23 protein-coding genes and 1 pseudogene are annotated in these 25,762 nt (G+C 71.1%); 10 read left to right on the top strand and 14 right to left on the bottom strand.

Going from position 1 to position 25,762, the window contains the following annotated elements; genetic code table 11:
- Nucleotides 1–173: 173 nt before the first annotated feature.
- The 3 genes from H5411_RS27105 to H5411_RS27095 are packed head-to-tail and all read right to left on the bottom strand — an operon-like array spanning nt 174 to nt 1,636.
- The gene (locus tag H5411_RS27105; protein ID WP_101438985.1) at nt 174–416 is read right to left on the bottom strand and encodes a hypothetical protein; all 243 of its coding nucleotides are present in this window, start codon (nt 414–416) and stop codon (nt 174–176) included.
- A gap of 5 nt (nt 417–421) precedes the next feature.
- A complete protein-coding gene (locus H5411_RS27100; RefSeq protein WP_244194816.1) occupies nt 422–841 on the bottom strand; it encodes an SPW repeat domain-containing protein in 420 nt (139 codons plus the stop codon).
- Nucleotides 842–871: 30 nt separating this feature from the next.
- Nucleotides 872–1,636, bottom strand: coding sequence for an acetate uptake transporter family protein (locus tag H5411_RS27095; RefSeq protein WP_208637494.1), 765 nt, complete (start codon nt 1,634–1,636; stop codon nt 872–874).
- Nucleotides 1,637–1,834: 198 nt separating this feature from the next.
- Here H5411_RS27095 and H5411_RS27090 point away from each other — a divergent pair, with 198 nt between their 5' ends.
- The 4 genes from H5411_RS27090 (at nt 1,835) to H5411_RS27075 (ending at nt 5,205) form a co-directional block, all read left to right on the top strand.
- On the top strand, nt 1,835–2,929 hold the full coding sequence (locus H5411_RS27090) for a calcium:cation antiporter (RefSeq protein ID WP_101438983.1): 1,095 nt from the start codon (nt 1,835–1,837) through the stop codon (nt 2,927–2,929).
- A gap of 85 nt (nt 2,930–3,014) precedes the next feature.
- A complete protein-coding gene (locus tag H5411_RS27085) occupies nt 3,015–3,356 on the top strand; it encodes a hypothetical protein (protein WP_101438982.1) in 342 nt (113 codons plus the stop codon).
- Nucleotides 3,353–4,795: an MDR family MFS transporter gene (locus H5411_RS27080; protein WP_101438981.1), complete on the top strand. Its 1,443-nt coding sequence runs from the start codon at nt 3,353–3,355 to the stop codon at nt 4,793–4,795. Before H5411_RS27085 ends, H5411_RS27080 begins: the two co-directional genes overlap by 4 nt.
- A gap of 5 nt (nt 4,796–4,800) precedes the next feature.
- Nucleotides 4,801–5,205: a hypothetical protein gene (locus H5411_RS27075; RefSeq protein WP_101438980.1), complete on the top strand. Its 405-nt coding sequence runs from the start codon at nt 4,801–4,803 to the stop codon at nt 5,203–5,205.
- A 905-nt stretch (nt 5,206–6,110) separates the two neighbouring features.
- On the opposite strand, the gene H5411_RS27070 is transcribed toward H5411_RS27075, so the two are convergent.
- The 4 genes from H5411_RS27070 to H5411_RS47115 all read right to left on the bottom strand — a co-directional run bounded on the left by H5411_RS27070 (nt 6,111) and on the right by H5411_RS47115 (nt 10,669).
- Nucleotides 6,111–7,667 (bottom strand): FUSC family protein, encoded by a 1,557-nt coding sequence (locus tag H5411_RS27070; RefSeq protein ID WP_220817526.1) that lies wholly within the window; start codon nt 7,665–7,667, stop codon nt 6,111–6,113.
- Nucleotides 7,668–8,053: 386 nt separating this feature from the next.
- The gene (locus H5411_RS49050) at nt 8,054–8,281 is read right to left on the bottom strand and encodes a hypothetical protein (RefSeq protein WP_183125431.1); all 228 of its coding nucleotides are present in this window, start codon (nt 8,279–8,281) and stop codon (nt 8,054–8,056) included.
- A gap of 19 nt (nt 8,282–8,300) precedes the next feature.
- On the bottom strand, nt 8,301–10,463 hold the full coding sequence (locus H5411_RS27060) for an ATP-binding protein (protein WP_220817525.1): 2,163 nt from the start codon (nt 10,461–10,463) through the stop codon (nt 8,301–8,303).
- 62 nt (nt 10,464–10,525) lie between these two features.
- Nucleotides 10,526–10,669: a hypothetical protein gene (locus tag H5411_RS47115; protein ID WP_220817524.1), complete on the bottom strand. Its 144-nt coding sequence runs from the start codon at nt 10,667–10,669 to the stop codon at nt 10,526–10,528.
- Between the two features lie 462 nt (nt 10,670–11,131).
- On the opposite strand from H5411_RS47115, the gene H5411_RS27055 reads away from it, so the two are divergent.
- Together H5411_RS27055 and shbA are read left to right on the top strand one after the other, a co-directional pair.
- On the top strand, nt 11,132–12,091 hold the full coding sequence (locus tag H5411_RS27055; RefSeq protein ID WP_183125429.1) for a hypothetical protein: 960 nt from the start codon (nt 11,132–11,134) through the stop codon (nt 12,089–12,091).
- A gap of 285 nt (nt 12,092–12,376) precedes the next feature.
- Entirely contained in the window at nt 12,377–13,027 is a 651-nt protein-coding gene (gene shbA / locus H5411_RS27050; RefSeq protein WP_220817523.1) for an RNA polymerase sigma factor ShbA, read from the top strand.
- A gap of 115 nt (nt 13,028–13,142) precedes the next feature.
- On the opposite strand, the gene H5411_RS27045 is transcribed toward shbA, so the two are convergent.
- Nucleotides 13,143–13,559 carry an STAS domain-containing protein gene (locus tag H5411_RS27045; RefSeq protein ID WP_101438976.1) on the bottom strand — a complete coding sequence of 139 codons (417 nt, stop codon included), beginning with the start codon at nt 13,557–13,559 and terminating at the stop codon, nt 13,143–13,145.
- A gap of 259 nt (nt 13,560–13,818) precedes the next feature.
- Between H5411_RS27045 and H5411_RS27040 the strand changes: the two are divergent.
- Nucleotides 13,819–14,525: pseudogene (locus tag H5411_RS27040) on the top strand (S1 family peptidase).
- Between the two features lie 49 nt (nt 14,526–14,574).
- On the opposite strand, the gene H5411_RS27035 reads toward H5411_RS27040, so the two are convergent.
- From H5411_RS27035 to H5411_RS27020, 4 genes are all read right to left on the bottom strand, one after another.
- Nucleotides 14,575–17,862, bottom strand: a complete 3,288-nt coding sequence (locus H5411_RS27035) for an ATP-binding protein (protein WP_183125428.1) — start codon at nt 17,860–17,862, stop codon at nt 14,575–14,577.
- A complete protein-coding gene (locus H5411_RS27030; RefSeq protein WP_220817522.1) occupies nt 17,859–18,485 on the bottom strand; it encodes a hypothetical protein in 627 nt (208 codons plus the stop codon). Before H5411_RS27030 ends, H5411_RS27035 begins: the two co-directional genes overlap by 4 nt.
- 70 nt (nt 18,486–18,555) lie before the next feature.
- A complete protein-coding gene (locus H5411_RS27025; protein ID WP_183125427.1) occupies nt 18,556–20,163 on the bottom strand; it encodes a KGGVGR-motif variant AAA ATPase in 1,608 nt (535 codons plus the stop codon).
- A 3-nt stretch (nt 20,164–20,166) separates the two neighbouring features.
- A complete protein-coding gene (locus tag H5411_RS27020) occupies nt 20,167–20,742 on the bottom strand; it encodes a toll/interleukin-1 receptor domain-containing protein (protein ID WP_101441218.1) in 576 nt (191 codons plus the stop codon).
- A 181-nt stretch (nt 20,743–20,923) separates the two neighbouring features.
- Here H5411_RS27020 and H5411_RS27015 point away from each other — a divergent pair, with 181 nt between their 5' ends.
- Entirely contained in the window at nt 20,924–21,892 is a 969-nt protein-coding gene (locus H5411_RS27015; protein ID WP_183125426.1) for an SEFIR domain-containing protein, read from the top strand.
- Nucleotides 21,893–22,196: 304 nt separating this feature from the next.
- Here the strand turns inward: H5411_RS27015 and H5411_RS27010 are convergent, their stop codons facing one another.
- Nucleotides 22,197–23,102, bottom strand: coding sequence for a serine hydrolase (locus H5411_RS27010; RefSeq protein WP_183125425.1), 906 nt, complete (start codon nt 23,100–23,102; stop codon nt 22,197–22,199).
- 4 nt (nt 23,103–23,106) lie between these two features.
- On the bottom strand, nt 23,107–23,991 hold the full coding sequence (locus tag H5411_RS27005; protein WP_220817535.1) for a LysR family transcriptional regulator: 885 nt from the start codon (nt 23,989–23,991) through the stop codon (nt 23,107–23,109).
- A 105-nt stretch (nt 23,992–24,096) separates the two neighbouring features.
- Here H5411_RS27005 and bla point away from each other — a divergent pair, with 105 nt between their 5' ends.
- On the top strand, nt 24,097–24,984 hold the full coding sequence (gene bla / locus H5411_RS27000) for a class A beta-lactamase (protein ID WP_183125423.1): 888 nt from the start codon (nt 24,097–24,099) through the stop codon (nt 24,982–24,984).
- Nucleotides 24,981–25,592: a D-alanyl-D-alanine carboxypeptidase family protein gene (locus H5411_RS26995; RefSeq protein ID WP_416333173.1), complete on the top strand. Its 612-nt coding sequence runs from the start codon at nt 24,981–24,983 to the stop codon at nt 25,590–25,592. Before bla ends, H5411_RS26995 begins: the two co-directional genes overlap by 4 nt.
- Nucleotides 25,593–25,762 lie beyond the last annotated feature (170 nt).

Below are 25,762 nucleotides of genomic sequence, written 5' to 3'. Positions count from 1 at the left end.
GCACCGAGCCTTTCTTGCCCCGGCGAGGTGCCGCGGCGATCACCGCCGGCCGGGGCTTCAGCTCTGTCATGACCGGTCCTCCCGCGCACCCGACGATTGCCGGGCAGCCGAAGGCCGCCCGGCCTCACCCGGGGCGGGTAACCGGCCGCGGCCCGCGGCAAACCCCGGCGTTCTCACCGCGACGGCAGTTCGCCGTTGATCAGCGCCGCGCCGAAGACGACGGCCGCGCCGATCACCAGGAACACCGCTCCGACGGCGGGCGCGGAGGCCCACCACACCACGCCCGACGCGGCCACCAGCCAGGCCCCGGCAAGCGCCTCCTTCCGGGCCGGCGCCGCCTTGGGCAGCGCACGCAATCCCGCGCTGCCCAAGGCGAGCACGCCGATCGCGAGCACCGCCAGCACCGGCCAGTACATTCTCCTTACTCCCGGAACTCGCCGCGGTGCCTGCGGTACGCGACGGTCACCGAGATGACCGCGAAAATCGCCAGCAGCACGCCGACGATCAGCGAATTCGTGCGGACCGCGTCGCGATGGCCGTCGACCGGGTAGCCGAACGCGAACGGCGCGGCGATGAGCCAGAACCCGATCGCGACGTTGACCAGTCCCAGCCAGCGCGCCCGCTCCGGCAGGCCGAACCGGACCAGCGCGACCGCCGCCACGACGATCCCGCACGCCAGGCTGTTCCAGAACCCGGCCGTCGCGGACAGCGTGAACGAGTAGCTGTACGCGAACGCCGCGATCACCAGCCACGCCCCGGCCAGGAACTCGGCGGTGAGCGGCAGCCTGCTCTCCCGCAGCTTCCGGTCCTGCGGGGTCAACGCGGTGAGTGCCATGCTCATCTTCATTCCGTGGTCACCTCCTCGCCGGGGCTACTGGCCTGCCTTGATCCCCGGCTCGCCGTGGTCGAACTGGATCGCCTGGTGCAACGGCACTGTCGTGGTCCGAGCGGGCCGCGGAGCGCGCAGGCCCATCGGCAGGACCACCCGGTGATGCGCCGCTTCGAGCACCATCGCGCTGCACGCGTACCAGGCGATCACCGCGGACACGAGCAGGAAGTACGCCGAGATGGTGCGCACGACGCCGACGTCGCCGATCAGGCCGATCGCCAGCAGGGTCGCCCCGGCGGCGAGGACCGCGAGGAGCCCGCAGAGCACGAGGCTTTCCGCCAGCGCGGCGAGCGCGCCGGTCCAGGTGATCGCCGCGAGACCGATGAACCAGAAGCCGATCGCGGCCGCCGCGACCGGGCTCGCCGCCGTCGAGGGGAGTCCGCCGAGGCCGACGAACAGCTGGTAGACGCCGTAGCCGATCCAGAACGCGCCCCACGCGCCGTGCACGACCGTGGCGAGCGCGTCGCGAGCCCGGTACGACCACATCCCGGCGAGGAACTGCGCGACCCCGCCGAAGGCGAACGCGAACGGGGCCAGCAGCAGGGGCGTCGTCTTGCTGTCGCCGAACCAGCCGGCCATGTTGGCCGCCACCATGAACGTCGACACCGCGAACCCGGCGAGGCCCAGGATCGACGGTGCGGCCACCGGACTCAGATTGATGTGCGTGTGCTCGCGCCAGAACGAATACTCCGCGCCGTCGCCGCCCGCCGGCATCGCGCGGTCGGCCATGTTCATTTCGCGGGTCATCTGCGGCTCCTTTCCAGCCGACCTCCCCTGTGCGCCGCGCGTACCCCGCCGCCGACCTGCGGAACCCTGCAACTTCTACGCCGAACGAGTGAATTTCGCTGCTCGCCGGGCAACGGGCAGTGTCCTTTTCAGACGCGAGACTCCCCCGGCCGGACGGCGTTCCCGGCGACGGCAGGTCCGATATGCCAGGGTGTGCCCATGGCGAGCGTCCGCGGTCATCTTTTGTCCTGGACCACTTTGCTGCCGTTGGTCGCCCTGGTCCTGCTGGCGCTCACCTGGGGCCGCACGCTGGGTCCGGTGCCGGTCGCGCTGGTGGCGATCGCGCTGGCGGGCACGGTTCTCGCCGCGGTGCACCACGCCGAGGTCGTCGCGCACCGGGTCGGCGAACCGTACGGCTCGCTCGTGCTCGCGGTCGCGGTGACCGTGATCGAAGTCGCGCTGATCGTCACGATGATGGCTTCCGGCGGCGAAAAGGCCGACACCCTGGCGCGCGACACGGTGTTCGCCGCGGTGATGATCACCACGAACGGCATCGTCGGGCTGTCGCTTCTCGTGGGCGCGCGCCGGTACGGGGAAACGCGGTTCCACCCCGAAGGCAGCGGCGCGGCGTTGGCGACGGTCGGCACGCTGGCGACTCTGAGCCTCGTGCTGCCGACGTTCACGACCAGCACCCCGGGGCCGGGTTTTTCCGCGCCCCAGCTGGCTTTCGCGGCCAGTGCGTCACTGGTCCTGTACGCCACGTTCGTGATGACGCAGACCGTCCGCCACCGCGATTTCTTCCTCCCGGTCGACGCCGACGGCGAGACTCGCGAGGAAGAGCACGCGGAACCGCCGAGCGCCCGGACGACTCTGGTGAGCCTCGTTCTGCTGCTGGTCGCCCTGGTCACCGTCGTCGGCCTGGCGAAGGTGGAGTCTCCGGCAATCGAGGCCGGCGTGCGCGCGGCCGGATTGCCGCAGTCGTTCGTGGGCGTGGTGATCGCCCTGCTGATCCTGGCCCCGGAAACGCTCGCGGCGGTCCGCGCGGCCCGGCGCGACCGGATGCAGATCAGCCTCAACCTCGCGTACGGATCCGCGATCGCCAGCATCGGCCTGACGATCCCGGTCATCGCGCTCGCCTCGGTGTGGCTGAAGGGCCCGCTGCTGCTCGGTCTCGGGCCGACGCACATCGTGCTGCTCGCGCTCACGGTGGTGGTCAGCGTGCTGACCGTCGTGCCGGGACGGGCCACACGGCTTCAGGGCGGGGTGCATCTGGTGTTGCTGGCCGGGTTCCTCGTGTTGGCGATGAATCCGTGAGTTCGCCGTCGGGACGCGGCTTCACGGCGGGGCGGCACTTGGCCCGCGAACGAGATTCCTGATTCGCTCAGCACTCTCGCAGGCGGTGATCGGCCGCTGGTCGGACGGCTTTTTCCGCTGCTTCCCGAGGCGCGATCCGGCCTGGCGGCGCGGGCTGCCGGAGGAAAAGGACGCCGGTTTTGTCGGTGCTCATCCGTATCCTGGCCGGGTGAAGATCCAGCAGTCCCCAACCCAGTCCGTTGCGGCCGGTGAAGCCGCGCGCAGAGCTTCCCCCGGCAGCCGTCCGACGTTCTCCAGCCGTCCGTCGGCCGGTTTCGTTCGCGCCGTCGACCTGGCGCCCGTCGTCTTCGCGAGCGCTGCGTTCTCGAGCGCCCGGTTCGCGGACCATGGATTCGTCCACGCGTCCGCTGGCGAGGTGCGCCCATGAGCGGCGTCTCCGCGCCGGTCCCGGAGGCTCCGGTGCGGCCGCCCGCCAAGCCCGGGCTGCTGATCAGCGTGCTCGTGCTGTCGGCGTTCGTGATGATCCTCAACGAGACCATCCTGAGCATCGCGCTGCGCGACCTCACCGTCGATCTCGCCGTGCCGACCACCACAATCCAGTGGCTCACGAGCGGGTTCCTGCTGACGATGGCAGTGGTGATCCCGACGACCGGGTTCCTGCTCGAACGGTTCACGCCGCGGCAGGTGTTCGTCTTCTCGCTGGCCTCGTTCAGCCTGGGCACGCTGCTGTGCGGCGTCGCGCCCGGCTTCGGCCTGCTGATGGCGGGCCGGGTCGTGCAGGCGTGCGGCACCGCGGTGATGATCCCGCTGCTGATGACCACCGTCATGCGGCTCGTGCCGGCCGAGCGCCGCGGCGCGACGATGGGCACGATCAGCATCGTCATCGCGGTCGCGCCCGCGATCGGCCCGACGATCGGCGGCGCGGTGCTGTCGTCGCTCGGCTGGCGGTGGATGTTCTTCATCGTGCTGCCGCTGTCGCTGGCCGCGCTGGTGACCGGAATGCTGCAGCTGCGGATCGACAGCGAAACCCGCGCGGTTCCGCTCGACGTCCTCTCCGTCGTCCTTTCTGCCATCGGTTTCGGCGGAGTCCTGTACGGCCTGTCGTCCGCGGGCGAGTCCGCCGAGACCGCGCTGGCGCCGCCGTGGCTGCCGATCGTCGTCGGCGTGGTTTCGCTGGCGGTGTTCGGCTGGCGGCAACTCCGTCTGCAGCAACGCGATCGCGCCCTGCTCGACCTGCGGCCGTTCACCCACCGCAGTTTCGTTGTCGCACTGGGGCTGAGCGCGCTGCTGTTCATGTGCCTGATCGGCGCGGGCGCGATCCTGCTGCCGCTGTATCTGCAGACCGTCCTGCACAAGTCCACGTTCGTCAGCGGCCTGGCCGTCCTGCCCGGCGGGTTGGTGCTGGGCCTGCTCGGCCGTCCGGTCGGCGCCCTGTTCGACCGGGTCGGCGCGCGTCCGCTGGTGCTGCCCGGCGCGCTCGCGATGGCGGTCTCGCTGTGGCTGTTCTCGTTGCTGGGCCCGGGTTCTCCGCTGATCGCGGTGATCGGCATCCACATCGTCCTGATGGCCGGTCTTGGCCTGATGATGACGCCGCTGATGACCGAGTCGCTGGCAGTGCTGCCCGACCATCTCTATTCGCACGGCAGCGCGATCCTCTCGACGCTCCAACAGGTCGCCGGGGCGCTGGGCACCGCGGTGTTCGTCAGCGTCGCGACCCTCGGCAGCGCCGAGCACGCCGCCGTGAGCCCTGATTCCAGCGGCCTCCAGGTGGCGTTCGTCGTCGCCGGGTGCGTCGGAGCAGTGGCAGTGGCCGGAGCCTGGTTCGTCCGGTCGCCCCGCCCCGCACGAACGGCCGAGGAGGCCTGACGCCCGTGGACCCAGAACGGCTCGACGCCGTCGCCCGCACCTACACCGCGCCGATGACCAGCATCCGCGGCCGTCGCGTGCACCGGCTGGTAACGCGCCGGATGGCCGACTACGACCACGTCCTGCCAGCCGTCACCGCCGACGGCACCCCGGCCCTGCTGGCCCTGTCCGCCGACGGCCGAGCCGCCTTCTGCCACAGCGACGGCCGCGGCGCGTCCGCGGACTTGGTCACCTGCGGCCCGACGCTGGGCGTCACCGTGACGTCCGCGCACGACCTGACGAAGGATTCGCTGCCAGTGCTGAGCTGGACCGTCCGACACCCAGGACTGCTGGACGTCGCGGGCCCGCTGACCATCACGCCCAGCGAGGCGGATAGGGAGGAGATCGAGGCAGCCCTGCGTCCTCGGTAACCGGCCACAGGCATTTCGGCGAGCCAGCAGCTCAGAGTCTGTGCTGACGACCGGTCCTCGGTCACGGCCAGACCCCGAGCCACTCGCTTCGGCCGCTGATGTCGGCAGGCGGGCAGCGACGAAATCGCGACCTCACCCACTAAGCCGGATCGCCGCAGCCAGTTCGCCGGGCACGTCCGGAGCCCCTCGCCGGACATCTACCGCGGCTACCGAGGCACCGTCCGGCCGAGCGGCCTCGCCGCGGCACCTGCGCGCCACCGCGCATCGTCACTAGGGCACTCACCGCACCGAACCGCGCAACCCGGCCGCTACCGCCCGCACACGATCGCTGGGCCTCTCCACGCCAAACCGCGCAACCTGAGCCACCATCCGACTGGGCACCCCGCCGAGGTACTGCCACCGCGCCGGGCCGCCCTCACAGTGCCTCACCACAAACAAGCTGCGCACTCCCAGCTCCATCCAACCGAGCACCCCCGCCACACCAGACCGCGCAACCCGAGCCGCCGTCCAACCGAGCACCCTCACCGAAACGCTTGCACCCCACCAGGCACCCGCCACACCAGACCGCGCAACCCGAACCGCCGTCCAACCGAGCATCCTCACCGAGACATCCGCACTCCCACTAAGCACCGACCGCGGCGTCCGCCGCGCCAAACCTGGCATGCGGAACGGCGCGTCCTTCTGAACAGTCGTCACACCGCGGTCTTCGCCTGACGTCCGGCGGCGACCGCTCCGGTTCGGAGCGCGGCGTCGTGCAGGCCGGAGCCCCAGCCCCACGCGACCGGGCACCCTCGCCGAGCACCGGCATCCACCGGGCCACCCGCACCGGACAAGCGCGGTCGCACCGCACCGCCCTCGCCGAGCCTCGCCCCTTCGAGCCATCCGGTCAAGCAGGCATCCCAGCCTCACCGGCCGAACGCGCGCTCCCACCGTTCGACGTCCCGCAATCCGCCGTCCGGCGCGGACCAGCAGGCCTGGAGCAGGTCGTAGCCGTCGTGGACCAGGGCGGCGTGGGCGGGCCAGTGCTCGGCGGCCCAGCCGGGCTCGTTGTGCACTGAATCCACCCCTGCCCGGGTCGCCCCTTCCAGTTCGAACTGGAGATCCCGGCGCGCGTCGGCACCCGGAGTCGGCGCGCCAGCCAGCACCGCTCGGGCGGCGGAGCGAACGCGAGATCCGGTCCAGTCCAACGTCTTCCGGTGCGCACGCGGCACCACCGCATACTGCACGACCACCGCCGCCACGACCCCGATCGCCGTCTGCGCGAAACGGTCCGCCACCGCGGGCCACACCGGCCCCGGCAGGCTCGCCACCCCGGCGGCCAGCAGCGCGAGCGGCGTGATGACCACTGTCGCCACCGCGTAATTGCGCGGCACCACCAGTTCCACGCAGAACTGCAGCGCCGCCAGGATCAAGATCAGCACGACTCCGGACGGCGCGACCATCATCACCAGCCCGAACACCACGAGCCCCACCGCGGTCCCCGCGAACCGGTGCAGCGCGCGCACATTCGCCCGCCGCCGGTCCAATCCCTGTTGCAGCACCACGAGCGCACTCAGCACTGCCCAATGCGGCCGTCCAAACCCGACGGCCACCGCCAGTTCCCCAGCGACCACGCAACCCACGCCAACACGCAGCGCCGTCACCGCGGCGTGCGAGCGCAGCGGAACCGCCCGCCGCAGCCGGTACCCGACGCTCGGACGCGGCAACGGCAGCTTCCCCGGCGGCAGTTCGACGGCCTCTCCCGGCGAAGCGTCCGCGAACCGCCGGTGGGCGGCAAGCAACGTCGCCACCAGCTCCGGTCGCGTGCCCCGGCGCGGATGTCCCGCGTCATGCAGCGCAGTCCACCCCGCGGACACCGCAGCTCCAGCCGCGTGCCGCCCCTCCGCCGTCTTCCGCTCGGCCGAAAGGAACGCGTCGACCGCCCGCACCGCACGTTCGACAGCCGTCCGCTCCGGCTTGGCCCGATCGGCCAGCACCCCGGCCATCGACACCACGACCGACGACCCGACCCCTGCCGCCGCGCACCCCAGCACCACCCCCGGCCGGGCTCCCGCCTCGACCGCCGCCTGCGCACCCGCGCAAACGAGCGCGAAGAACAACGGACCGGGCGGACCAAGCCGCAACGCGTCGACGACGTACGTCGCCAGCACCGCGACCACCGAAACCACCAGCACCGACACCGGCCCCGGCGGAACCACAGTCCCCACCGAAGCGCCCAACGCGGCCGCCGCGAGCAACCCGGCGCCAGCAGTCGCCACGACGCCCGCCCGGACCCGGTAGGGCCGCCCCTCGCCGTACAAGACCGCGAACGTCCCCAATGTGACGAACAACGCCGAGGCCGACGCCCCCGCGAGCACCAGCGCAATCCCCGGCACCGCCACCGCGGCCGCGGCCCGCAACCCCGCCGACCACCTCCGCCCGACCGGCGGCAAAGCGAACATCAGCGCCCGAAACCCCGCCACACGAGGCAACTGCTCAACCGGCTCGGGCGACGATCCCATCCACCCATCCCAACACGTCGCCACCCGCCCCGAAAGCCCGGCCACAGCCGTCAGAGACGGCGAGCACACTCGGAGCCGCTTCCCTCCCGCCTGACGGCCGAACCACCGCTCGAGGCAACTGCCGACGCAGCGCGAACTGCCACAGTCCCCAACTCAGCCGCCACGGTCTGCCGACTCGCCTCGGCCACCAGCCCGGCTCACTCCCGCACAGCGAACACCGGAACTGCCCACCCGGCTCAGTACGACGACCCGAAATACCTGCCCAGGCAAAACAGAGACCGCTCGCCGCCCGCCGAATTCGACTCCCCTGCGCGATCGCGGCTCGGCCCGCGACAGGAACCGCGCCCTCAGTCAGACAGCAGGACGAACCGCGGTGGGCACGACCAGGACATCCAGTTCCCCAAGCGCTTGCCCGGCCGCCGACGCCGCAGTGCCGAGAAGGCCTGCGTGGCACCGTCGCCAAGGACGTCGCGAGCGGCGAGAACGGCGATTCTCTGCACCACGACGTCCGCGATCGCGGTCTGGTCCCCGGTCGGCGCCGAGTCCGGGCTCCGCGGCTCCGGAATCGCACCCACTCACCCGCAAACCGAGATCTCAGCCGAACTCAGCCCGCGCAGCCGCCTCCCCCACCGTTAGCGGGTCCAGATCCGGATGCGCCGCCTCGGCCCGTTCCCACTGCGACGCGGCCTCCCCCGCAACTCCCTGCGCCGCAGCGACATTCCCCAAACCCAGGCAGGCCCGCGCGGCCTCGTGGGTGCTTCCGCAGGCCTCGGCGCGGGCCGCGGCTTCCCGGTAAGCCGACTCCGCCCCCGAGTGATCCCCGGCGCGGAATCTCGCCCACCCCAGGCAGTTCAACCCCATGACGACGTCCAGTTCCAACCCCAGCTCCTCGAACACCGGCAAGGTTTCCTCGACCAGCCGGGCGGCTTCGACAGGCTGCCCGAGGGCCGTCCGGACCAGGGCGATACCCCGGGTCGTGATGGCGCCGCTGCGCCGGTTGCCGGTCAGTTCGTAGAAGTCGGCCGCGGCACGCAAGTCGCGCAGGGCTTGGTCGTGGTTGCCTCGGTAGTGCTCCGCCCAGGCGGAATGCGCCAGCGCGGTCGCTTCGCCGTGGCGGTCGCCGATTTCCCGGTACTCCCGCAGGGCCTGGCGGTAACACCGCGACGCCTCGTCCAGCTCACCGCGGTCGACGTAGGCGATTCCCAGGTTCGCGGTGGTCGTGGCGGCGGCCCAGCGGTTGCCGACGGCCTCGGCGGCGGCGCGTGCCCAGCGGTGCGTCGCGATCCATGGGTCCCACAGTTTGGTCAGGTAGAAGAACCCGCGCAGGAAGTACGCGAGCTGCCAGCACCGCTCGGAGTCCCCCGTCCGGCGGCAGAGCGCGACCAGGTTCGGCCATTCCGCGCGGAACCAGGCGATCGCGCTGTCCTGGTCCGGGAATTCCACCTCCGGCAACCCCGGCGGATAGGTCACCTCAGGGCGGTACCGCGGGCCGCTCAGCGTCCGGTCGGCGCGTTCCGCGGTCGCGACCGAGAAATCGGCCAGGCGACGGAAAGCCGCCTCGTCCGTCGCGCCGGACGCGGCGAAAACCCTGACCAGGTCGTGGAAACCGAACCGGCCCAGTTCCGGCTGGGTAAGCAGGTACGCCTGGTGCAAGCGGTCCAGCAGGCGCTCCGCCTCGACCGAATCCAGGGAGCCGAGCGCTTGCGCGGCGGTGACGTCGAAGTCCGGGCCGGGGTGCAAGGCGAGCAGGCCGAACAGCCGCGCCTCCGGCTGGTCCAATTGGCGGACGGACAACCGGAAGGCGGCAGCCAGGCTTCGTTCGCCGTCGTCGAGTTCGCCTAGCCGGCGGGTCTCGTCGGCCAGGCGACGCTCCAATTCCGCGACGTCCCACGCCGGGTGGGCGCGAAGGCGGGCCGCGGCGATGCGGATCGCCAGCGGGAGGCGGCCGCAGCGATCGGCGATCCGCAGGGCGGCGTCGGGAGGAGCACCGGTCAGGGCGGCGACCAGCGCAGCAGCGGCAGCGGAGGGAAGGACGCCCAGCGAGACGTGCTCGGCTTCGTCCAACGAGGGCAGGCGGGAGCGGCTGGTGATCACGACCCGGCATTTCGGTTCGGCGGGCAGCAGCGGGCGCACTTGCCCGGCGCTGCCCGCGTTGTCCAGCACCAGCAGGAAACTCCGGCCGCGCAGGCGGGTCCGGAAAAGCGCCGCGCGGTCGTCGGGATCGGCCGGGATCCGCTCGGCGGGAACCTCCAGGATCCGCAGCAGACGGTCGTGCGCGTCGGCGGGCGTGACCGGCTCGTCGGCGGTGCCGCGCAGATCGAGAAAAAGGCTGCCGTCGGCGAAGGACGCTTCGAGCCGGTACGCGCACCGCACCGCCAGCGCCGTCTTGCCGGCTCCGCCCATCCCCGAAATGACGCAGACGCCGCCGTCGGACTCGAGAATCTCGCGTACGGCTTGGGATTCCGCCTCGCGGCCGGTGAAGTCGGTCGTCACCGGCGGGAGGCCGGACGGGCGGACGTCCGGCCGGGTCCGGCGTTTTCCGGTTTCCGCGGGAATCAGCGCAGTGAGGGCACCGGGGGTGCCGAATTCGGATTCGCACAAGGCGGCGAGTGTGGAATTCGGGGCGGCCAAGCCGGTTTCGACTTTGCTCAGATACCCCTTGCTGTAGTGCACCCGGCCGGCCAGTTCGGTGAGCGACATCCCGGCCGCGAGGCGCAGCCGCCGCAGTTCCGCCCCGAACGTCGCGCGCGCAGTCATCCGCCTCCACCCTCTCCTCGCTCCCAGTATGACGATCCGGCAGACCCCGGTCCGTGGTTTCGTCACGGTGCGGTCCCCACCGACACCGGAGGCGCGACCGGCGCGGGGCCGCCCGGATGGCCGAGCGCGAGCCCGGACACGAGTGCGGCCCCGGCCAGCCACAACGCGGCCCGGACCAGCAGAGAAAACGAACAGACGACCTTCATGACAAGCTCCTCCAGCGGATTTGTGCCCGCCCGATCGGCGGCTTGTCCCGAGAATGCGGGTTCCCGCGGCAATCGGGGAAGGAGTTTCCTGTTTCCGCCTTAATCGCGTAAACAGGAAACCGCGGGCGACAGCGGAGTTGCATTGCCCGGTCGCTGCGGGCCGCGGCGAAAGACATTCGGCTTCGGCGAGCGAGCAGAGGACCGCCCCGCAGGCCCGGCTTACGAGATCCGATACCGGACCCGCTGACCGGTCGCCAGCACGGCCGAGAACAGTCACCCGCCGTTTCGGGAAGGCGCCATCCGAGCGAATTTCCACCGCGGATAAACCCGGTCGCACCAACGGGCACGGGAATGGGAAATCGTTCCGGTCACAGTCCGTGCGCCGGTGCCGGGCAACGCTGGACACCGGCGCCCGCGTTGAGGAACAGTGGCTGCGGGCGGGGAGACGCGAGGGAGGAACGGGTGGAACCGAACGCGGCGGACTTGGTCGCGGAATTGAAAGTTCTCCGGAAGGGGCGCGGCGTATTCACCACTCCGCTCGGGATTCGGGTCGGCCCGGTCCTGCGCGAGGTGTGCGGGATTCCCGACAACGCGGAAAACGTCGAGATCCGCGACCGGCTCGCGCACGTGCTGGAGCCGCTGGCCAAGACGCTGCCGGACGACCTCCGGATCGCCGTGCTCGCGGCGTTCGCGATGCACGAGCCGGCGCGCAAGCCGTTCTACCAGGAGCGGGTGCACTGGGCCGCGCGCGAGCTGGACCGCGACGACCGCACGATCCGGCGGCGCATCGACGAGGGCATCGAGCACGTCGCGCACCTCGCGCTGGCCGGCTCGCGCGAAGGCGGCGCACGGCCCGCGCCCGAAGGAAGCTGGCACACCGAACTGCTGCGTGTCTCCCTCGCGCTGGACCAGGAGCGGCCCGAGGTGTTCGAGTTCCGGCGGATCGTCGCCGACGCCGACGAGATCGCCGAACTGGACCTCGCGCTCACCCTCACCACCACGTCCGCGACCTCCGGGCCGGTGCGGGAAAGCGATCTGGAGGTCGACGTTTTCCACGGCGGCACGCTGGTCCACCGCGCGATGGAGTCGAACGACCGGGTCGGGCTGGCACTGCGGCTGGCCGAGCCGCTGCGGCGCGGGAAAACGCACGACCTCGCGCTGCGGTTCCGCGCGGAATTCCGGCATCCGCACTACGTGTGCGTGCCGCGGCATCCCGTCGACCGGTTCGACCTGCACGTGCGCTTCCCGGCCGCGCCGCCGTCCGAAATCGTGCGGCTGGACCGCGTGTTCCAGGACGACGCACGCGATCTGGGCGCACGCGGCGACGTGGTGAGCCCGGACGGCTCGGGCGAGGTGCACCTGCGGTTCGACCATCTCGCGCCCGGCTTCGCCTACGGCATCCGGTGGAGCCCGGCCGGCTGAACCTCACCGGCCGGGCCCGGTGGGCTCCGGTCAGTGCGTGATCATCGCGATTCCCCTTCCGGATCGGGATTTCTCCGACCGCACCGGGATCGCGGCCGCCCCGCGCCGCGCTACCGGCGGGGCGAACCTGTCCAAGATCTGTCCAGGTCCGCGCGAAGTCCGTTGCCGCGCAACGGACAGAAGCTGGACAACACCTGCGCGGGCGCAACGCCTGGACCTGGGCGGCCGACACCCGGAGCGAGCGGGCGAGACCACCGCGGCCGCCCGTACGAAAGGAACGCCCCTATGCCCCCCGCCACCGTGCCCGAACCGGTCGAAGGCTACGTCCCGCTCGCCGCGCTGCCGCGCCCGTCGGGGCTCGCCGAGCGCCTCGAAACCGCGGTCCGCGCAGCCCGCGACGGCGTCCCCGGCGCGGCTCCGGACCTGCTGGCGCTGCTGAAACCGGTGATCGCGCGCTACTGCCGCGCCCGCATCGGCGGACGCGACCTGTCGTACCTGTCGGCCGACGACGTCGCGCAGGAAGTGTGCATCGCGGTCCTCCAGGCGGTTCCGGGCTACGAGGACCGCGGCGGATCGTTCCTGCACCTGGTGCGCGCGATCGCGGCGAACAAGGTCGCCGACGCGTTCCGCGCGGTGGCGCGGGACCGTTCGCGGCCGGTGTCCGACGTCCCGGAGAACGCGGATCTGCGCGACGGCCCGGAGTCGCACACGCTGACCGCCGACCTCGGCGCATCGCTCGGCAGACTGCTGTCCGGGATGCCGAAGCTGCAACGGGAAATCCTGACGCTGCGCGTGGTCGTCGGCCTGACGTCGGCCGAGACCGCGAAGGCGCTGGGGATCTCCCCGGGCAACGTCCGGGTGACGCAATGCCGAGCGCTGGCGAAGCTGCGGGACTCGATCCACGAGCAGGGACTGGCCGAAGCGCTGCTGGCGTGAACTCGCAACATCACCCGCACTGGTCCGGACCATGGGAGAACGAATCTCCGAAGTTCACCCGCTCGGGCCACCTCGGCGGCCCGGACGGCCCCGGAACGCCCGGATCGGGACCGGCTCAGCCCGCGCCGAGCCGCCGTCTCATCCGGCGCAGGAACGCGATCCGGTCGGTCTCCACGCGGACCGCGGTGCGGTCCGGATAGATGTCGAACACCCCGGTCATCCCGGTCTCGGCGAGCCGGCGGCCCGCCGTGTCCGACGGGTGCGCGAGCAGCCGCAGCACCACGCCCTCGGCCGCCGCGCGGTCCTGCGCGGCCCGCAGGACGTGGACGCCCGCGTCGCTCAGCTCGGTCAGCCCGGTCAGGTCCAGCACCAGCGCCATCGGGCGTTTGGCCAGCGCGAACGTCACCGCCCGCACCACCACCAGCGCGGTGCCGGCGTCGAGTTCCCCCGCCAGCAGCAGCGTGAGCACGTCGAGGTCGTCGTAGCGGTACGACGACTTCAGCCGTGCCGATCCCTGTGAGCCGGCTTCCATCCGCGTGCTGCGCTCCCTGTCCAGGCGGGGCCCGTCGCGCCCGCTCGTCCACCCGACACCATTCTGGACCTGGAGGCACAGTGACCGCGCTCACACTCCACGTCCGGGCCGCGCGAGCGAGCTCTGGTCCGCTTGTCCCACGACGAAAGTCGGGAACTGAGCGGGCCCGACCTTCGGCGGGTTCCGTCATTTACCGACATTCACGACGGTGGGTCAGTACCTGACCACTCCTCCCCGTACCCACCGGAGATGATCACCAGTGCGAATCGCGCGTACCGCCGCAGTCCTGTCCGGCCTGGCCTTCGCCGCCGTCGCCGCGGCGGCCCCGGCCACCGCCGCACCCGCTCAGCCCGCCATCATCGACGGCAGCACCGCCGACTCCCCGCACGCCGCCGCGCGGATGTTCGCCGGCGGCCAGGAACTCTGCTCCGCCACGATCATCGCGCCCGACTGGATCCTCACCGCCCGGCACTGCACGCAGGGCGCCGGCGGCAAGCAGATCACCTTCCACGTCGGCAACCTCGACCAGACCCAGGGCACCGAGGTCTCCGCGACGTCGGTGCACGACTCCCCCGACGCCGACATCTCGCTGGTCCAGATCGACCGGCAGGTCCAGACCGAGTACGCGCCGCTCGGCACCGCGGGCGACGTCAACGCCGGCGACACCGCGCAGGTCTACGGCTGGGGCGCGACCTGCACCGCCAGCCGGAGATCAACTGCCAGTCGCGGGTGCTGAAGGTGGCGAACGTCCAGGTCACCTCGGTCGACTGCCCGGACGGCGCGGCCGGCGTCTCGGTGTGCGCCACCCGCGGCGACGGCATCACCGCCGGCGGCGACTCCGGCGGCCCGATGTACGCGAACGGCAAGCAGGTCGGCGTCGCCTCCACCAGCGACCGCCAGTCCTACACCGCCTACATCAACGTCACGCGGTACCGCGACTGGATCCAGTCGGTCGCCGGAGTGTGAGCCGGGGCGGCCCGGACCCGGACGGATCCCCGGGCCCGGGCCGCTTTTTTCATCCCTCCCCTGTTCCCTCCCCTGTTCCCTCCCCGTTCCTGGCCCGCGCGAGCACCTCCTCGAGGCGCAGCGGGCTCGCCGGATGGTGGCTCAGGCACAGCGGCGTCGACACCCGCCGGAACCCGAACGCCTCGCCGGACACGTAGAACTGGGCGCGCTCCAGCCGCGAGATGTCCGCCACCGGAGACCCTTTCGCCCGCGCCATCTCGTTCGCCGCGGCGATCTGCGCCGGGCTGTTGAGCCGTCCGAAGAACTGCGTCGTCGTGTTGCCGGCGATCTGGTTGTGCAGGCCCTTCGGCGCCTGCGTCGCGAACAGCAGCCCCAGCCCGTACTTCCGGGCCTGCGCGGCCAGCACGATCGTGCTGCGCGTGCTGGCGGTGAGCGAACCCGACGCCGCGAGCGTCTGCGCCTCGTCCATCACGAACAACGCGCCCAGCGGCCGGTCCCCCGCCGGATTCCGTTTGATCCACGCGAACAGCTCCATCTGCAGCTGGTTCACGAAGCTCTGCCGCTGCGCCTCGGACGGCAGCCCGGCGAAGCTGATCACCGAAATCCGCGCCCGCTTGCCGTCCGCCGGGGTGAGCAGCAGCGCCGGATCGACCGGGGTCCCGGCCCCGGCGAAGAGCGGATCGTTCACCATCGCGGCCTTGAGCAGCTCGGCGACCTCGGCCGCGATTTTCCGGCCGCCGTTGAGATTCGTGACGCCGTCGGGCAGGTCTTCGAGGACGCCGATCAGCTCCGGCAGGCTCCGCGACCCGGTGCGCGCGTGGTGCACGATCGTCTGCCGCAGCACGGCCAGGCCGATGTCCGCCTTCGCGGTGCTGCCGGTGAGACGGGCCTGCGGAGCGAGAGCCGCTACCGCCACTTCGACGGCCGCGGCGAACTCGTCCTCGTCGTCGAGCACCCCGGCGAAATCCGGCAACGGCTCGAACCCGAGCGGACGTCCGGTCGCACGGCCCGGTGTCCAGACGACGACGTCGGTGCCTTCGAGGTAGCGCTCGGCGAGTTCGGCGTCTTCCGGCCCCCAGCCGCTCGGCGGACTCGGCCAGGCGTCGCCGAGGCGCGCGAGGTCGTTGTTCGGGTCCAGCACGATGGACGACACCCCGAGCAGCGCGCATTCCTCGATGATCCGGCGCAGGAGCACGGTTTTCCCCGACCCGGACCCGGCGAAGACGGCCGCGTGCTTGCGCAGCGCGGAAAGTTCGATGCGGACGGGATTGCCGGAGCCGGTCTCGGTGCCGAGGGTGAGGGTGCCGTCCGGCGGGGGGTGAGTTCCGTCGGAACGGGGCGCTTGAGCGGTTCCGGTGCGGTTCTCGCGCGGGGCCGCGGAAGGGCCGGCCGGGGCGGGTTTGGCGAAGAGGGTCGGCTGGGCAGCGGGTCCGCGGGTCGGCGGGCTTGCCGGTCGCGAGGGTGCCGGGTTTGCCTGCCGTGGGGATGCCGGGTTTGCCGGTCGTGGCGGTGCCGGTTTCGAAGTCCCTGAGTGCGGTGCGGTGTCGGGCAGGACGCCGGACAGCAGCTGGGACCGGCGGGCGGGCCTGCGGTCGATGAGCCACTCGTGGACGTCCGGGCCGCCCTTGACGAACATCTCGTCCAGCGCCCAGAACGTGCGGACGTCCGCTTCGGACATCTTGAGCCGCTTCCCTCCGGCCGCTTCGAAGGCCCGGAGTTCGGCTTGGGTTTTCTCTCCTTTGGACCAGGAGGAGTTGCGGATGAGGATGAGATGGCGGTTGTCCGCTCCTTGGCGCAGGCCGGCGGCCGAGCGCGCCTTGCGGAACCGGTTGAGCACCGCGACCGCGTGGTTCGCGGCGATCGCGCGGAACGCCCAATGCTCCTCGAGATCCGAGGCCTCGTCGATGGTGTGGGTGAGCCAGGCGTGCAGCTCGTCGTCGGTTTTGCGGGTGTCCCACTCCATCTCGTCGTCGCCGACCTCGGTGATCCAGCCGCGCAACGCGGCCGAGAGCAGCCTCGGCATCACCTCGTCCTCGACCTTGTGGTCGAGCAGCGCCGACGGATCCGCGTCCGCGCGGAGCTGCTCGAACCAGGCGTCCAGTTCCGAAAAGCGGTCACGCTTGGGCGCCGGTCGCGCGGGCAGCGCCGCGGGTGCGTCCGGATCGAAGGTGGTCATCTCCACCACTCGTTCCGCCCGGACGCACGCGTCGATGTGCGCACCGACCCGCTTCAGCATTTCTCTCGGCGTGTACTCGTCCCACGGACCCTCGAACGCCGAGGCGGCCACCGGCCACGTCGCGTGCGGCGGGGTGAAATCCATTGCCGCGTAAGCGACTCCGAGACGCCGCTCCACCAGACGCCGCCCCACGTCGGCGTCCAGCACGCGCCCGAGCATGCGCGTTTCCTCGAACCGGTCGGGCACGGTGTCGGCGGCCTTGTCCTTGACCAGCTGCCACGTCGCGGGCAGGCAGGCGAGCACCGTCACCGTCCGGCGGGTGACTTCCCGAAGCCCCATCAGCCCGTCGGCGATCTGGGCCACGAGCACGTCGGTTTCCCCGGCTTTCCCGCCGTCCCTGGCCAGCTTGTCCGAACTGGCGACCAGCGTGTCGAACTGGTCGACGCTGATCACCAGCGGCCCGGTGAGCGCCAGCAGCCGCGTGATGTCGTGCACCTGCGCCAAGGCGGACTTCGGTTTCATCCGGATGCCCCACTTGCGGCGGTCGCCGGACTTCGCTTCCTCGAAACGGCCGAGGTAGTCGTTGCCGACCTCGTTGTGAGTCGGGTCGTCCGAGGCGTACAGCACCAGCGCGCGAGCGGTGTCGGCGCACTCGATCGCGACCTGCCGGTCCAGTTTCCGCAATCCCGTCAAGAACGCGTCGAGATGCGACCTGCTCAACCCCTGCCCGCTGAGCACCGCCGCGGCGCTTTCCCACGGCACGTCGCCGCGCTCGCACACCCGCCGCACGAAGCTGCGCACCTGTGGCTCGCCCGAACCGTCCGCCCGCGACAGCCCGTGGCGCAACGCGTCTGCCGCGTCCTCCCAGAACGCGTTGCCCGCGGTGAGGTTGTCGAGAAAGAAGTAGCCGCCGGCCTGATGCGCCGCCCTCCGGACCATGCCGAGCAGATGCGTTTTGCCGACGCCCTTCATGCCCTGCATCACGAGACCGATCGGGCTCGGGCCGTCGCTCGCGGCCGCGCTGCGGATCCTGGCGTCGATCGCGGACATCACGTCGGCGTGCAGGCCGTCGACGTGGTAGGGCGAATCCCGCCACACCTGGTCGGGGGCGTCGACCCAGTCGAAGCGCAATGTCGCCAGTACCGCCAAATGTTCGATCATGACACCTCGATGGAGAGCAGATGGTTGTCCTCACCGCCAATGCGCACGGCCGCTTCCTTGTCCTCGGCGGTGAGCGCCTTGCGGTTGGACTCGGGCACCAGATGCGCCTGCCCGGTCCGGCTCAGCTGCTTGAGCACCGCGTCGACCTCGGCGACCGCGGCGTCGCCCAGCAACGGCCGCAGGTCCGCCAGTCCGACCCAGTCGCGCGGCGAACGGGCGAGTTTCCGGTACGCGGTCCGGATCAGCTCCTCCAGATCCGCCGCTTGCGGCGCGTCGCTGCCCGCGAACACCTCCTTCAGCGAGACCTTGTGCAGCCGCAGATACTCGAAGAACCCGTGCAGCGCCTGGTAAGCCACCACAGTCAACGTGCTCCGCACCGGCTGCGGCGGGGTCAGCGCGGCCAGTTCCTCCTCGCACCAGTCCCAGCCGTCGTCGGTGAGCTGGTGCACGAACGCGCGGCCCGATTTCTTGCTGCTGACGTAGCGTTCGTTGAGCTTGAGCCGGTCCTTCCCGTCGAGCGCGAAGCCCGCGGTTTCGCGCAGCTGCGGGTTCGACACCTCCCGGCCGTGCACCATCAGCGCGATCATCGCCGCGGACTGCTTGTGGCTCAGTCGTTCGTGCATCCGCCGTCCTTCCTCGGGGCGTCCCGGACGCGGGCGCGGCCGGGGCTTTTCTGGGATCGGGCGGGTGCGGCTAGCTGCCGTTCACCCGCACGTCGAGCACTTGCTGGGCCCAGGCCAGGGCTTTCCGGACCTGAGGAGGCGGCGGCACCGCGCCGTCGTCGTCGGCGCGCGGGCGCAGCAGCACGGCCAGGTCCGCGCCGAGTTCCTGTGCCCGCGCGCTGTCCCCAGCTCCGACCGCGACCGGCAGTTCGCTGGCGAACTCGCCCACGAGGTCCCACAGTGCGGGACGCAGCCGCGTGCGCTCGGCTTTCCGCAGCAGGGAAATCAGGTCAGCCTGGCCGGTGTCGACCAGGGCCCGTCCGGCGCCGATCTCGTCGGCGAGGCTGCGCGCGACCTTCGCCGGTCCGTGCACCGGACCGAGGCGCAGGTGTCGCAGGTTGCCGAGATAACCGGACAGCTCGCGCGAGTCGGTTCCTTCCGTGAGCACCGGGATCAGCCTGCGGTCCTGGCCGAGCGTGCGGTGCAGGAACAGCTCGACCTCCGCCAGCTGCCACCGGCTCGCCTTGCCGTCGATCACCAGGCACAGGTGCCGGGCGTCGGTTTCCGCGCGGCCGAGCCAGGACCGGTCGCCCGACAGCGACCGCCCCACCCGGATGCCGAGACTCTCCAGCTCCGCCACCAGATCCTGGGACACTTCGAGACTCGACCGGGGCATGCTGACCTGGATGTCGTAGGCAAAGGTCTGCGTCCGGGTCCGCACCGCCGCCACGTAGGCGTCGCGGTTTTCGGCCAGCAGTTCGGTGCGGTCGAAGGAATGCGCGATCACCGCGGCGACCGTTTCGAGGGCGAAGCCGATCTGGTCCGCGCCCGGGCTTTTCTCCTGCAGCACCGGCAATTGCTCGCCGAAGGTCCAGTACGACACGTACGGCAGCGTGAGGTGGCGCGCGATCACCGCGGGCGGAACGTCCTGGTCCAGCCAGCTGTCGAACAGGCTCCGCGTCTCGTCGAGACAGATCTGCCGCCAGCTTTCCGACCGGTCGTACTCCTCGCGCGTGTCGAACCGCGAGAGCACGGGCAGCACCGGGAGCTGCGGACGGTCGTACGGCAGGGCGTTCCGCGCGACGTTCGCGCGGTGGGCGACGTCGACCGCACCGCGGACGCTCTGCGTGTTCGCGGTGTAGAGCACGACCAGCCGGTCCGGGAGATGCGCGGTGCAGATGCTGCCGACGTCGGAGATTCCCGTGCGGCTGTCGAGCAGGACGTAGTCGTAATCCGAGGTCCACGCCTCCCGGCAGCGTTCGAGATACTCGCCGAACTCCTCGTCGTAGAGGCCTTCCCAGTCGATTCCTTGCACCTGCCCCGGATAGTCGGGACCGTCGGCGCCCGCGGAAAGGAAATCCAGCGTGCCGGGCACGTGGTCCAGATCGACCGGGAGGATGTGCCGGTCCGGCCGGACGGCGCCTGCCCGGAAGTCGGCGACGAGATCGACTACTCCGCCCACCGGATCGCGGTCCAGCCACGGCCGGAAGTACTCGCGCAGCCCCGGCGCTTCGAGATCCCAGTCGACGCACAGCACGCGATGTCCCCAGCGGGCCAGCAGCACCGCGATGTTGGCCAGCGTGAAGCTGCGCCCGACGCCGCCCTTGTAGGAGTAGAAAGTGATCACGACGCCCGTCATCGCTCAGAGCCTCGGGAACCGGGAAGCGGGCGGCGCGTCCGGCCGGGGAGTGAGCACCGGCCAGTCCGGCCGCCACGCCGGAGCCGCGCTGAGCAATTCCTCGAGCTCCGTCGCGATGCGGTTCATCTGGTCATGGAACCCGATGTATTTCGCCGAGACCTGGAATTGCTCGTAGGGATGGTTCCATTCGGTCAAGTTCTTCATCCGGCGTTCGTGCGCGTACGGCGGGAAGTTTTTCGAATCGCAGTAGATGACCGGGTAGATCAGAGTGGCCGGACGGTCGCCTCCGGCCAGTTCTTCGCGGCGTTCCATCGAGGCCCACTCGGCGAGGCACCACTCGTTGTGGAAGTACTTCGGGGAGCACACCGGAACCAGGATCCTCGTGTGCCGCAAGGCGGAGCGCAGTTCGTCCGGCCACTTTCCGCCGACCCGCACCGACTCGTCGAAGAACACCTGGACGTCCCGGTCGAGGTTGCCGTCGAGCAGCTCGCACAAACGGGGGTGGAAATGGTTGCGCACCCACTTGGAGACGGCGTCGGCTCGCCGTTCGTAACTGATGAAAACGTCGTAGTGGTACACCTGGCCAGCGCTCCCCCGTCGATTTCCGCGTCCTGGCGATCCCGACCTCGGACCACGACGATACCGGCGGCGGAGACGCCGACAAGGGACAGATTCTGGACACTTTGTGGCCGAAAACCCGCGACCGGGCGCCGGACCCGAAACTGGACCGGTCGCTGCCAGCCGGAATTCGAGGAGCCCGATGTCCGCCCCCGCCGCACCCCGGATCTTCATCAGCTACGCCCACGACACCGCCGCCGAGCACTACCGGCTGGTCGGGACCTTCGCCACGTTCCTGCGCGCACGGATCGGGCTCGACGTCCGGCTGGACCAGTGGGACGACGCCTCCCGGCTCGACTGGTCGGCCTGGGCGATCCGGAACATCCGCGCCGCCGATTTCGTGCTGGTGGTCGCGTCGCCGAACTACAAACGGCGCGCGGACGGCGAGGCGCCCTTCGACGAGGGCCGCGGCTCCCAGTTCGAGGCGCGGATCATGCGCGACGCGCTCACCCGCGACCTGGAGCGCGAGACCAGCCGGATCCTGCCGGTGGTGCTTCCCGACGCTTCCGTCGAAGACATCCCGGCGTTTCTCACGCCGTATTCCACTACGCATTACCTGATTCCGGACTTCACCGACGACGGCGTCGCCGGACTGGTCTCCGCGATCACCGGACGCAGCCAGAACGAGCGGCCGGTGCGCGGGATCTGGCGCGGGGCACCGGATTCCGCACCCGGGCCCGTGCTGGCGACCGAACTGCCGTGGCGCGAGAAAAGCGCGGACATCACCGCCGGCGCGGCGCGGATCGACGGGATCGGCTACGAGCACAGCGTCGTTTTCCGCACCGCCGGGCCGACTTCCGGGGCGTGGGCGTTCGCGGAAATCGACCTCGGCGGCGCCTACGCGCATTTCACCGCGGTCGCCGGAGTGCTCGACGACGCCGAGGACGCGGCTTTCCAGACCGGGCTGTTCTGCGTCCGGCTCGACGGGGAAATCCGCCACCTCGACCATTCCGCTTTCGGCAGCCCCCGGCACACCGAACTCGACGTCACCGGCATAAGGCGGCTGCGGCTGGAGATCCGCCGTCCCGCGGCCGGAGTCTCCCCGGCGGGCCCCTCCGCGCGGACCACCCGACCCGCCGCTCTGGCCTGGGGCGACCCCACCCTCCGCTAGCCGCCCGGCCCCAGTCCGGCGGCGCTGTTTCCTGCTTTCCGAGGAAACAGGAAACCCCTTGTCCGCACTCGTTCCCGGATCGCATTCTGGGTGCACGCCGCTCGTTCCGGGCGGTTCGCCGAGAATCACGGAAACCCGAATCAACCGCGAAACGCAAGCATTTCGCGGCAGGGATTTTCCGTGCCTGAATCCGGGAGGGAGGTGCGGGAAATGCAGACGCACGGAATCGTTCTCATCCTCACGCTGCTGGGCCTGGCCTGACGCGGAACCCGGCCGGATCCGCCGCGAGGGCGGATCCGGCCGGTCACCCGCGAGCCCGCAAATGGTCGCGCAACGCCCGCGCGACCCGCGCCATCAGGATCTCGGCCTCCGGCTGGACCGCCGCGGGCACCCGGGATTCGGTGAGCGCGGCGACCGCGAACGCCTGCCCGTCCGAGTGCTCCACCACGCCGATCTCGTGCCGCAAGTTCACCAGCGTCCCGGTTTTCGAGGACCACTTCGCGGAATCGGACGCGAAATCCGGCGCCAATCGTTGGCGCAGCAGGTTTTCGCCCATCAGCTGCCGCACGCGCGCGGAGGTGTCCGGGTCGATTGTGGACGGTGTCCACAAAGCAGTGAGCAAGTCGGCGAACGCGCGCGCCGACCCGGAACTCGCCCGCGAAACATCCAGCTGCCGCACCGGATGTCCGCGTCCCTCGGTCACCGCGCCGATCGCCAGCGAATGCGCGAGATGCGCTTCGGTCGCGTCGAACCGTTCCAGCGGAGTGTCGTTCAGTTCGCTCAGCGAATGCCGCACCGAGATGCCGGTGATGCCCCACTCCCGCACCGTCCGCGCGACCTCCGCGGGCGAGGTGAGGGCGAACAGCGCGTCGGCCGCCGCGCTGTCGCTGATCGCCGAAGCCAGGTACATCAGGTCGTCCAGCGCCACCCGCGCCGGATGCCGGAACCGCGCCAGCCCAGTCGGCCCCGCGTTCTCGGCCCGGCCGGGTTCGACCTCCACCTGCTGCGCGCCGTCGAGTTCGCCGCGCCGGATCCGGTCCTGGGTCACCGCCACGAGCGGAACCTTGACCAGCGACGCGGTCGCGAACTCCAGGTCGGGCTCGATCCCGATCTCGCGACCGGACCCGAGGTCGCGGACGAGGAACGAACCCCGCAGCCCGCCTTCGGCGAGCTCGTCGCGCAGCCGCGCCAGCAGCGCCTCAGTGTTCACGGCGTCAGTCTGCCGCAACGCCCGCGCCGAGACAGCGGGCGATCGCCGCGCGCAGGGGCGTCCGCACCCGGTCGACGTCGTCACCGAGCCCGGCCGCCACGTCGTAGCCCCGCGCGAGCCGGACGCCGCCCACCGGACGCCACGCCAGCCCCAGTTCCCGCGCCTGATCCGCCGAGCACAGCAGCAGGTCCGCCGACCCGATCACGCTCGCCGCGGCCGTCGTCAGCGTCCCGGCGACCTCGACCTGCGCCGGCAGCAGCCCGGCCGCGTCCCGCGCGCGGAACATCCGGTCGCGGACGTGGGGCACGTCGTCCTCCGGCTGCATCCACACCCGGCGGCGCGCCCTGGCCGAACGGCCCGCGCGCAGCGTTTCCAGGTGCACCACGGCTTCGTCCGGCTCGGCTTCGCTGGCCAGCCCGAGCGGCACCGTCCACACCCCGTCCTCCGGCGGCACCGCGACGAGCGCGGCCCGCACCTCCTGGGTCCGCACCAGCTCGGCCCGCTCGGCCGGCCCGGCGACGCGGAATTCCAGGAAGACCTCGACCGTCCGCGCCTGCGCCTCGAGCTCGGCGAGATCGCGAGTGGTCGACGTGTCCGGAACCGCCAGCCGCAAGGGCCGCCGACGCGCGCGCTGAGCGTCGTGTTCCATCGCTTCGGCGAGCCGGACCAGGCGTTGCGCGGACGGCAGCAGGTCCCGGCCGAACGGCGTGAGCCGCGCGCGCCGCGTCGACCGGTCGAACAGCCGCTCCCCCAGGTGCTTCTCGAGCGCGGCGATCCGGCGGCTCGCCACCGGCTGCGGAATCCGCGCGACCGCCGCGCCGCCGGTGAAGCTCCCCGCCTCGGTCACGCTCACGAACGCCTTGCAGCAGCCGACCAGGTCCACGACCAGAGCTTATGCCAGATTCGCATCAACTCGCACAGAAGTGTCTTGGACCGCATGAACTGGCCGAGGGCACGCTTCGGAGGAGTTGATCGACTTCGGAGGGAGAACCCCGTGTTCCGCAGGACGGCCCTGGCGGTGTTCGCATTGGCCACGCTAGCCTCTTGTGCCACACCGGCAACACCGGACGGCCCGGCGGGTTCAGCCGCGCCGGTCGCGGCCAAGACGGTCGCCCAGCCGGATTTCGCCGCGCTGGAGAAGGCTTTCGACGCCCGGCTCGGCGTCTACGCGATCGACACCGGCGACGACCGCGAGGTCGCTTATCACGCCGACGACCGGTTTGCCTACGCTTCCACGCACAAGGTGTTCAACGCGGCAGCGATCCTGCACCGCGGGGACGATCTGACCCGGACGGTCACGATTCGGCAAAGCGATCTCGTGCCCCATTCCCCGATTACGGAGAAGCACATCGGGGAGCAGATTTCGTTACAGAGCGTCCTCGACGCTGCGCTGCGTTACAGCGACAACACTGCGGATAACCTCATGTTCCGCGAAATCGGCGGTCCCGCCGGGCTGGCCGCGGAGGTCCGCCGGCTGGGGGATACGGTCACCCGCGTGGACCGCATCGAGCCCGCTCTCAACGAGACGAGCCCTGGTGACGTCCGGGACACGACCACCCCGCGAGTCTGGGCCAAGGACCTGCGCGCCGTCGCGCTCGACTCGGGTCTCCCGGCGGACAAGCAGGCCGTGCTCGCCAAGATCATGCGCGCCAACACCACCGGCGCGCACGTGATCCGCGCCGGCGTGCCCGCGGACTGGCAGGTCGCGGACAAGACCGGGACCGCCGATTACGCCACGCGCAACGACATCGCCGTGCTGTGGCCGCCGCACCGCGCGCCGATCGTGCTCGCCGTGCTGTCCGACCGCGCGCACCAAGACGCGAAGACCGACGACAACCTGATCGCGCAGGCCGCTGCCGCGGTCGTGAAGGCGTTGCAGTGACCGGAATCTACCGAGTGATCACCCACGTGCTCGCGGTGCTTTTCGTGCCGGTCGCGTGGGTGGTCGCGCGGGGCCGGGCGCGGCACGTCGCGTGCCAGTGGGCGCTGGCAGCCCGCTATCCGGCCGAAAACCTCGCCGGGCTCACGCCGGGCACATACGCCGCGTTCACCGCGGCGCGCACCGAAGCCTTGTGGCGGCACGGAATCCTGCTCGGCCTGACCTCCGGCCACCGGGACGCCGCGACGCAGGCCGACCTCTTCCACGCCGAGGTCCAGCGCGCCGGTTCGCACGAACTCGCCCTGCACCTCACGCTCCCGCCCGCGCAATCGCAGCACGTGCAAGGCGTCGCGCTCGACGTGCGGCCGTACGAAGGCGCGCAGTGGCTCGAAGTCCACGGTGGACGGTTCGGCCTGTATGCGGGTGTACGACAACGAATGGTGGCACTTCGAGTACCACCCGAACGGCCGCCCGCAACGGCTGCCGCACCCCGGTTACGCCGCGACCCGCGCCGCCAGCTGATCCTGCGCGTCCACTGTGGACCGCGCCGGGCGCCACGACTCCGTGGCGAAACCGGACAAGCCGTAACAAACCACCGAGTCGGGCGGTAAGCGGATGTGCCCGGGCCGCAGCGGCACTCGCGTGCACCTCGTGCTCCGGCTCCGGCGGCAACGCCGCCCAGTCGCTGGCCAGCGCGGCCGCGAGTTCGCCGGTCAAGCCGCTCGACGCCCCGCCCGATGCCGCGACCGTCGGCGACACCTCAAGGCCGCGATGGTGAACG

Source organism: Amycolatopsis echigonensis (assembly GCF_014174495.1).
Lineage (GTDB): Bacteria > Actinomycetota > Actinomycetes > Mycobacteriales > Pseudonocardiaceae > Amycolatopsis > Amycolatopsis echigonensis.
The sequence above is the reverse complement of the archived record's forward strand: the minus strand, read 5'-3'. Positions and strand labels throughout refer to the sequence as shown.

What these genes read in the sequence shown, in the direction of transcription:
- H5411_RS27105 (WP_101438985.1), bottom strand. Translation starts at nt 416, where the DNA reads ATGTACTGGCCGGTGCTGGCGGTGCTCGCGATCGGCGTGCTCGCCTTG.
- H5411_RS27100 (WP_244194816.1), bottom strand. Translation starts at nt 841, where the DNA reads ATGAGCATGGCACTCACCGCGTTGACCCCGCAGGACCGGAAGCTGCGG.
- H5411_RS27095 (WP_208637494.1), bottom strand. Translation starts at nt 1,636, where the DNA reads ATGACCCGCGAAATGAACATGGCCGACCGCGCGATGCCGGCGGGCGGC.
- H5411_RS27090 (WP_101438983.1), top strand. Translation starts at nt 1,835, where the DNA reads ATGGCGAGCGTCCGCGGTCATCTTTTGTCCTGGACCACTTTGCTGCCG.
- H5411_RS27080 (WP_101438981.1), top strand. Translation starts at nt 3,353, where the DNA reads ATGAGCGGCGTCTCCGCGCCGGTCCCGGAGGCTCCGGTGCGGCCGCCC.
- H5411_RS27060 (WP_220817525.1), bottom strand. Translation starts at nt 10,463, where the DNA reads ATGACTGCGCGCGCGACGTTCGGGGCGGAACTGCGGCGGCTGCGCCTC.
- H5411_RS47115 (WP_220817524.1), bottom strand. Translation starts at nt 10,669, where the DNA reads ATGAAGGTCGTCTGTTCGTTTTCTCTGCTGGTCCGGGCCGCGTTGTGG.
- shbA (WP_220817523.1), top strand. Translation starts at nt 12,377, where the DNA reads ATGCCCCCCGCCACCGTGCCCGAACCGGTCGAAGGCTACGTCCCGCTC.
- H5411_RS27045 (WP_101438976.1), bottom strand. Translation starts at nt 13,559, where the DNA reads ATGGAAGCCGGCTCACAGGGATCGGCACGGCTGAAGTCGTCGTACCGC.
- H5411_RS27035 (WP_183125428.1), bottom strand. Translation starts at nt 17,862, where the DNA reads ATGATCGAACATTTGGCGGTACTGGCGACATTGCGCTTCGACTGGGTC.
- H5411_RS27030 (WP_220817522.1), bottom strand. Translation starts at nt 18,485, where the DNA reads ATGCACGAACGACTGAGCCACAAGCAGTCCGCGGCGATGATCGCGCTG.
- H5411_RS27025 (WP_183125427.1), bottom strand. Translation starts at nt 20,163, where the DNA reads ATGACGGGCGTCGTGATCACTTTCTACTCCTACAAGGGCGGCGTCGGG.
- H5411_RS27015 (WP_183125426.1), top strand. Translation starts at nt 20,924, where the DNA reads ATGTCCGCCCCCGCCGCACCCCGGATCTTCATCAGCTACGCCCACGAC.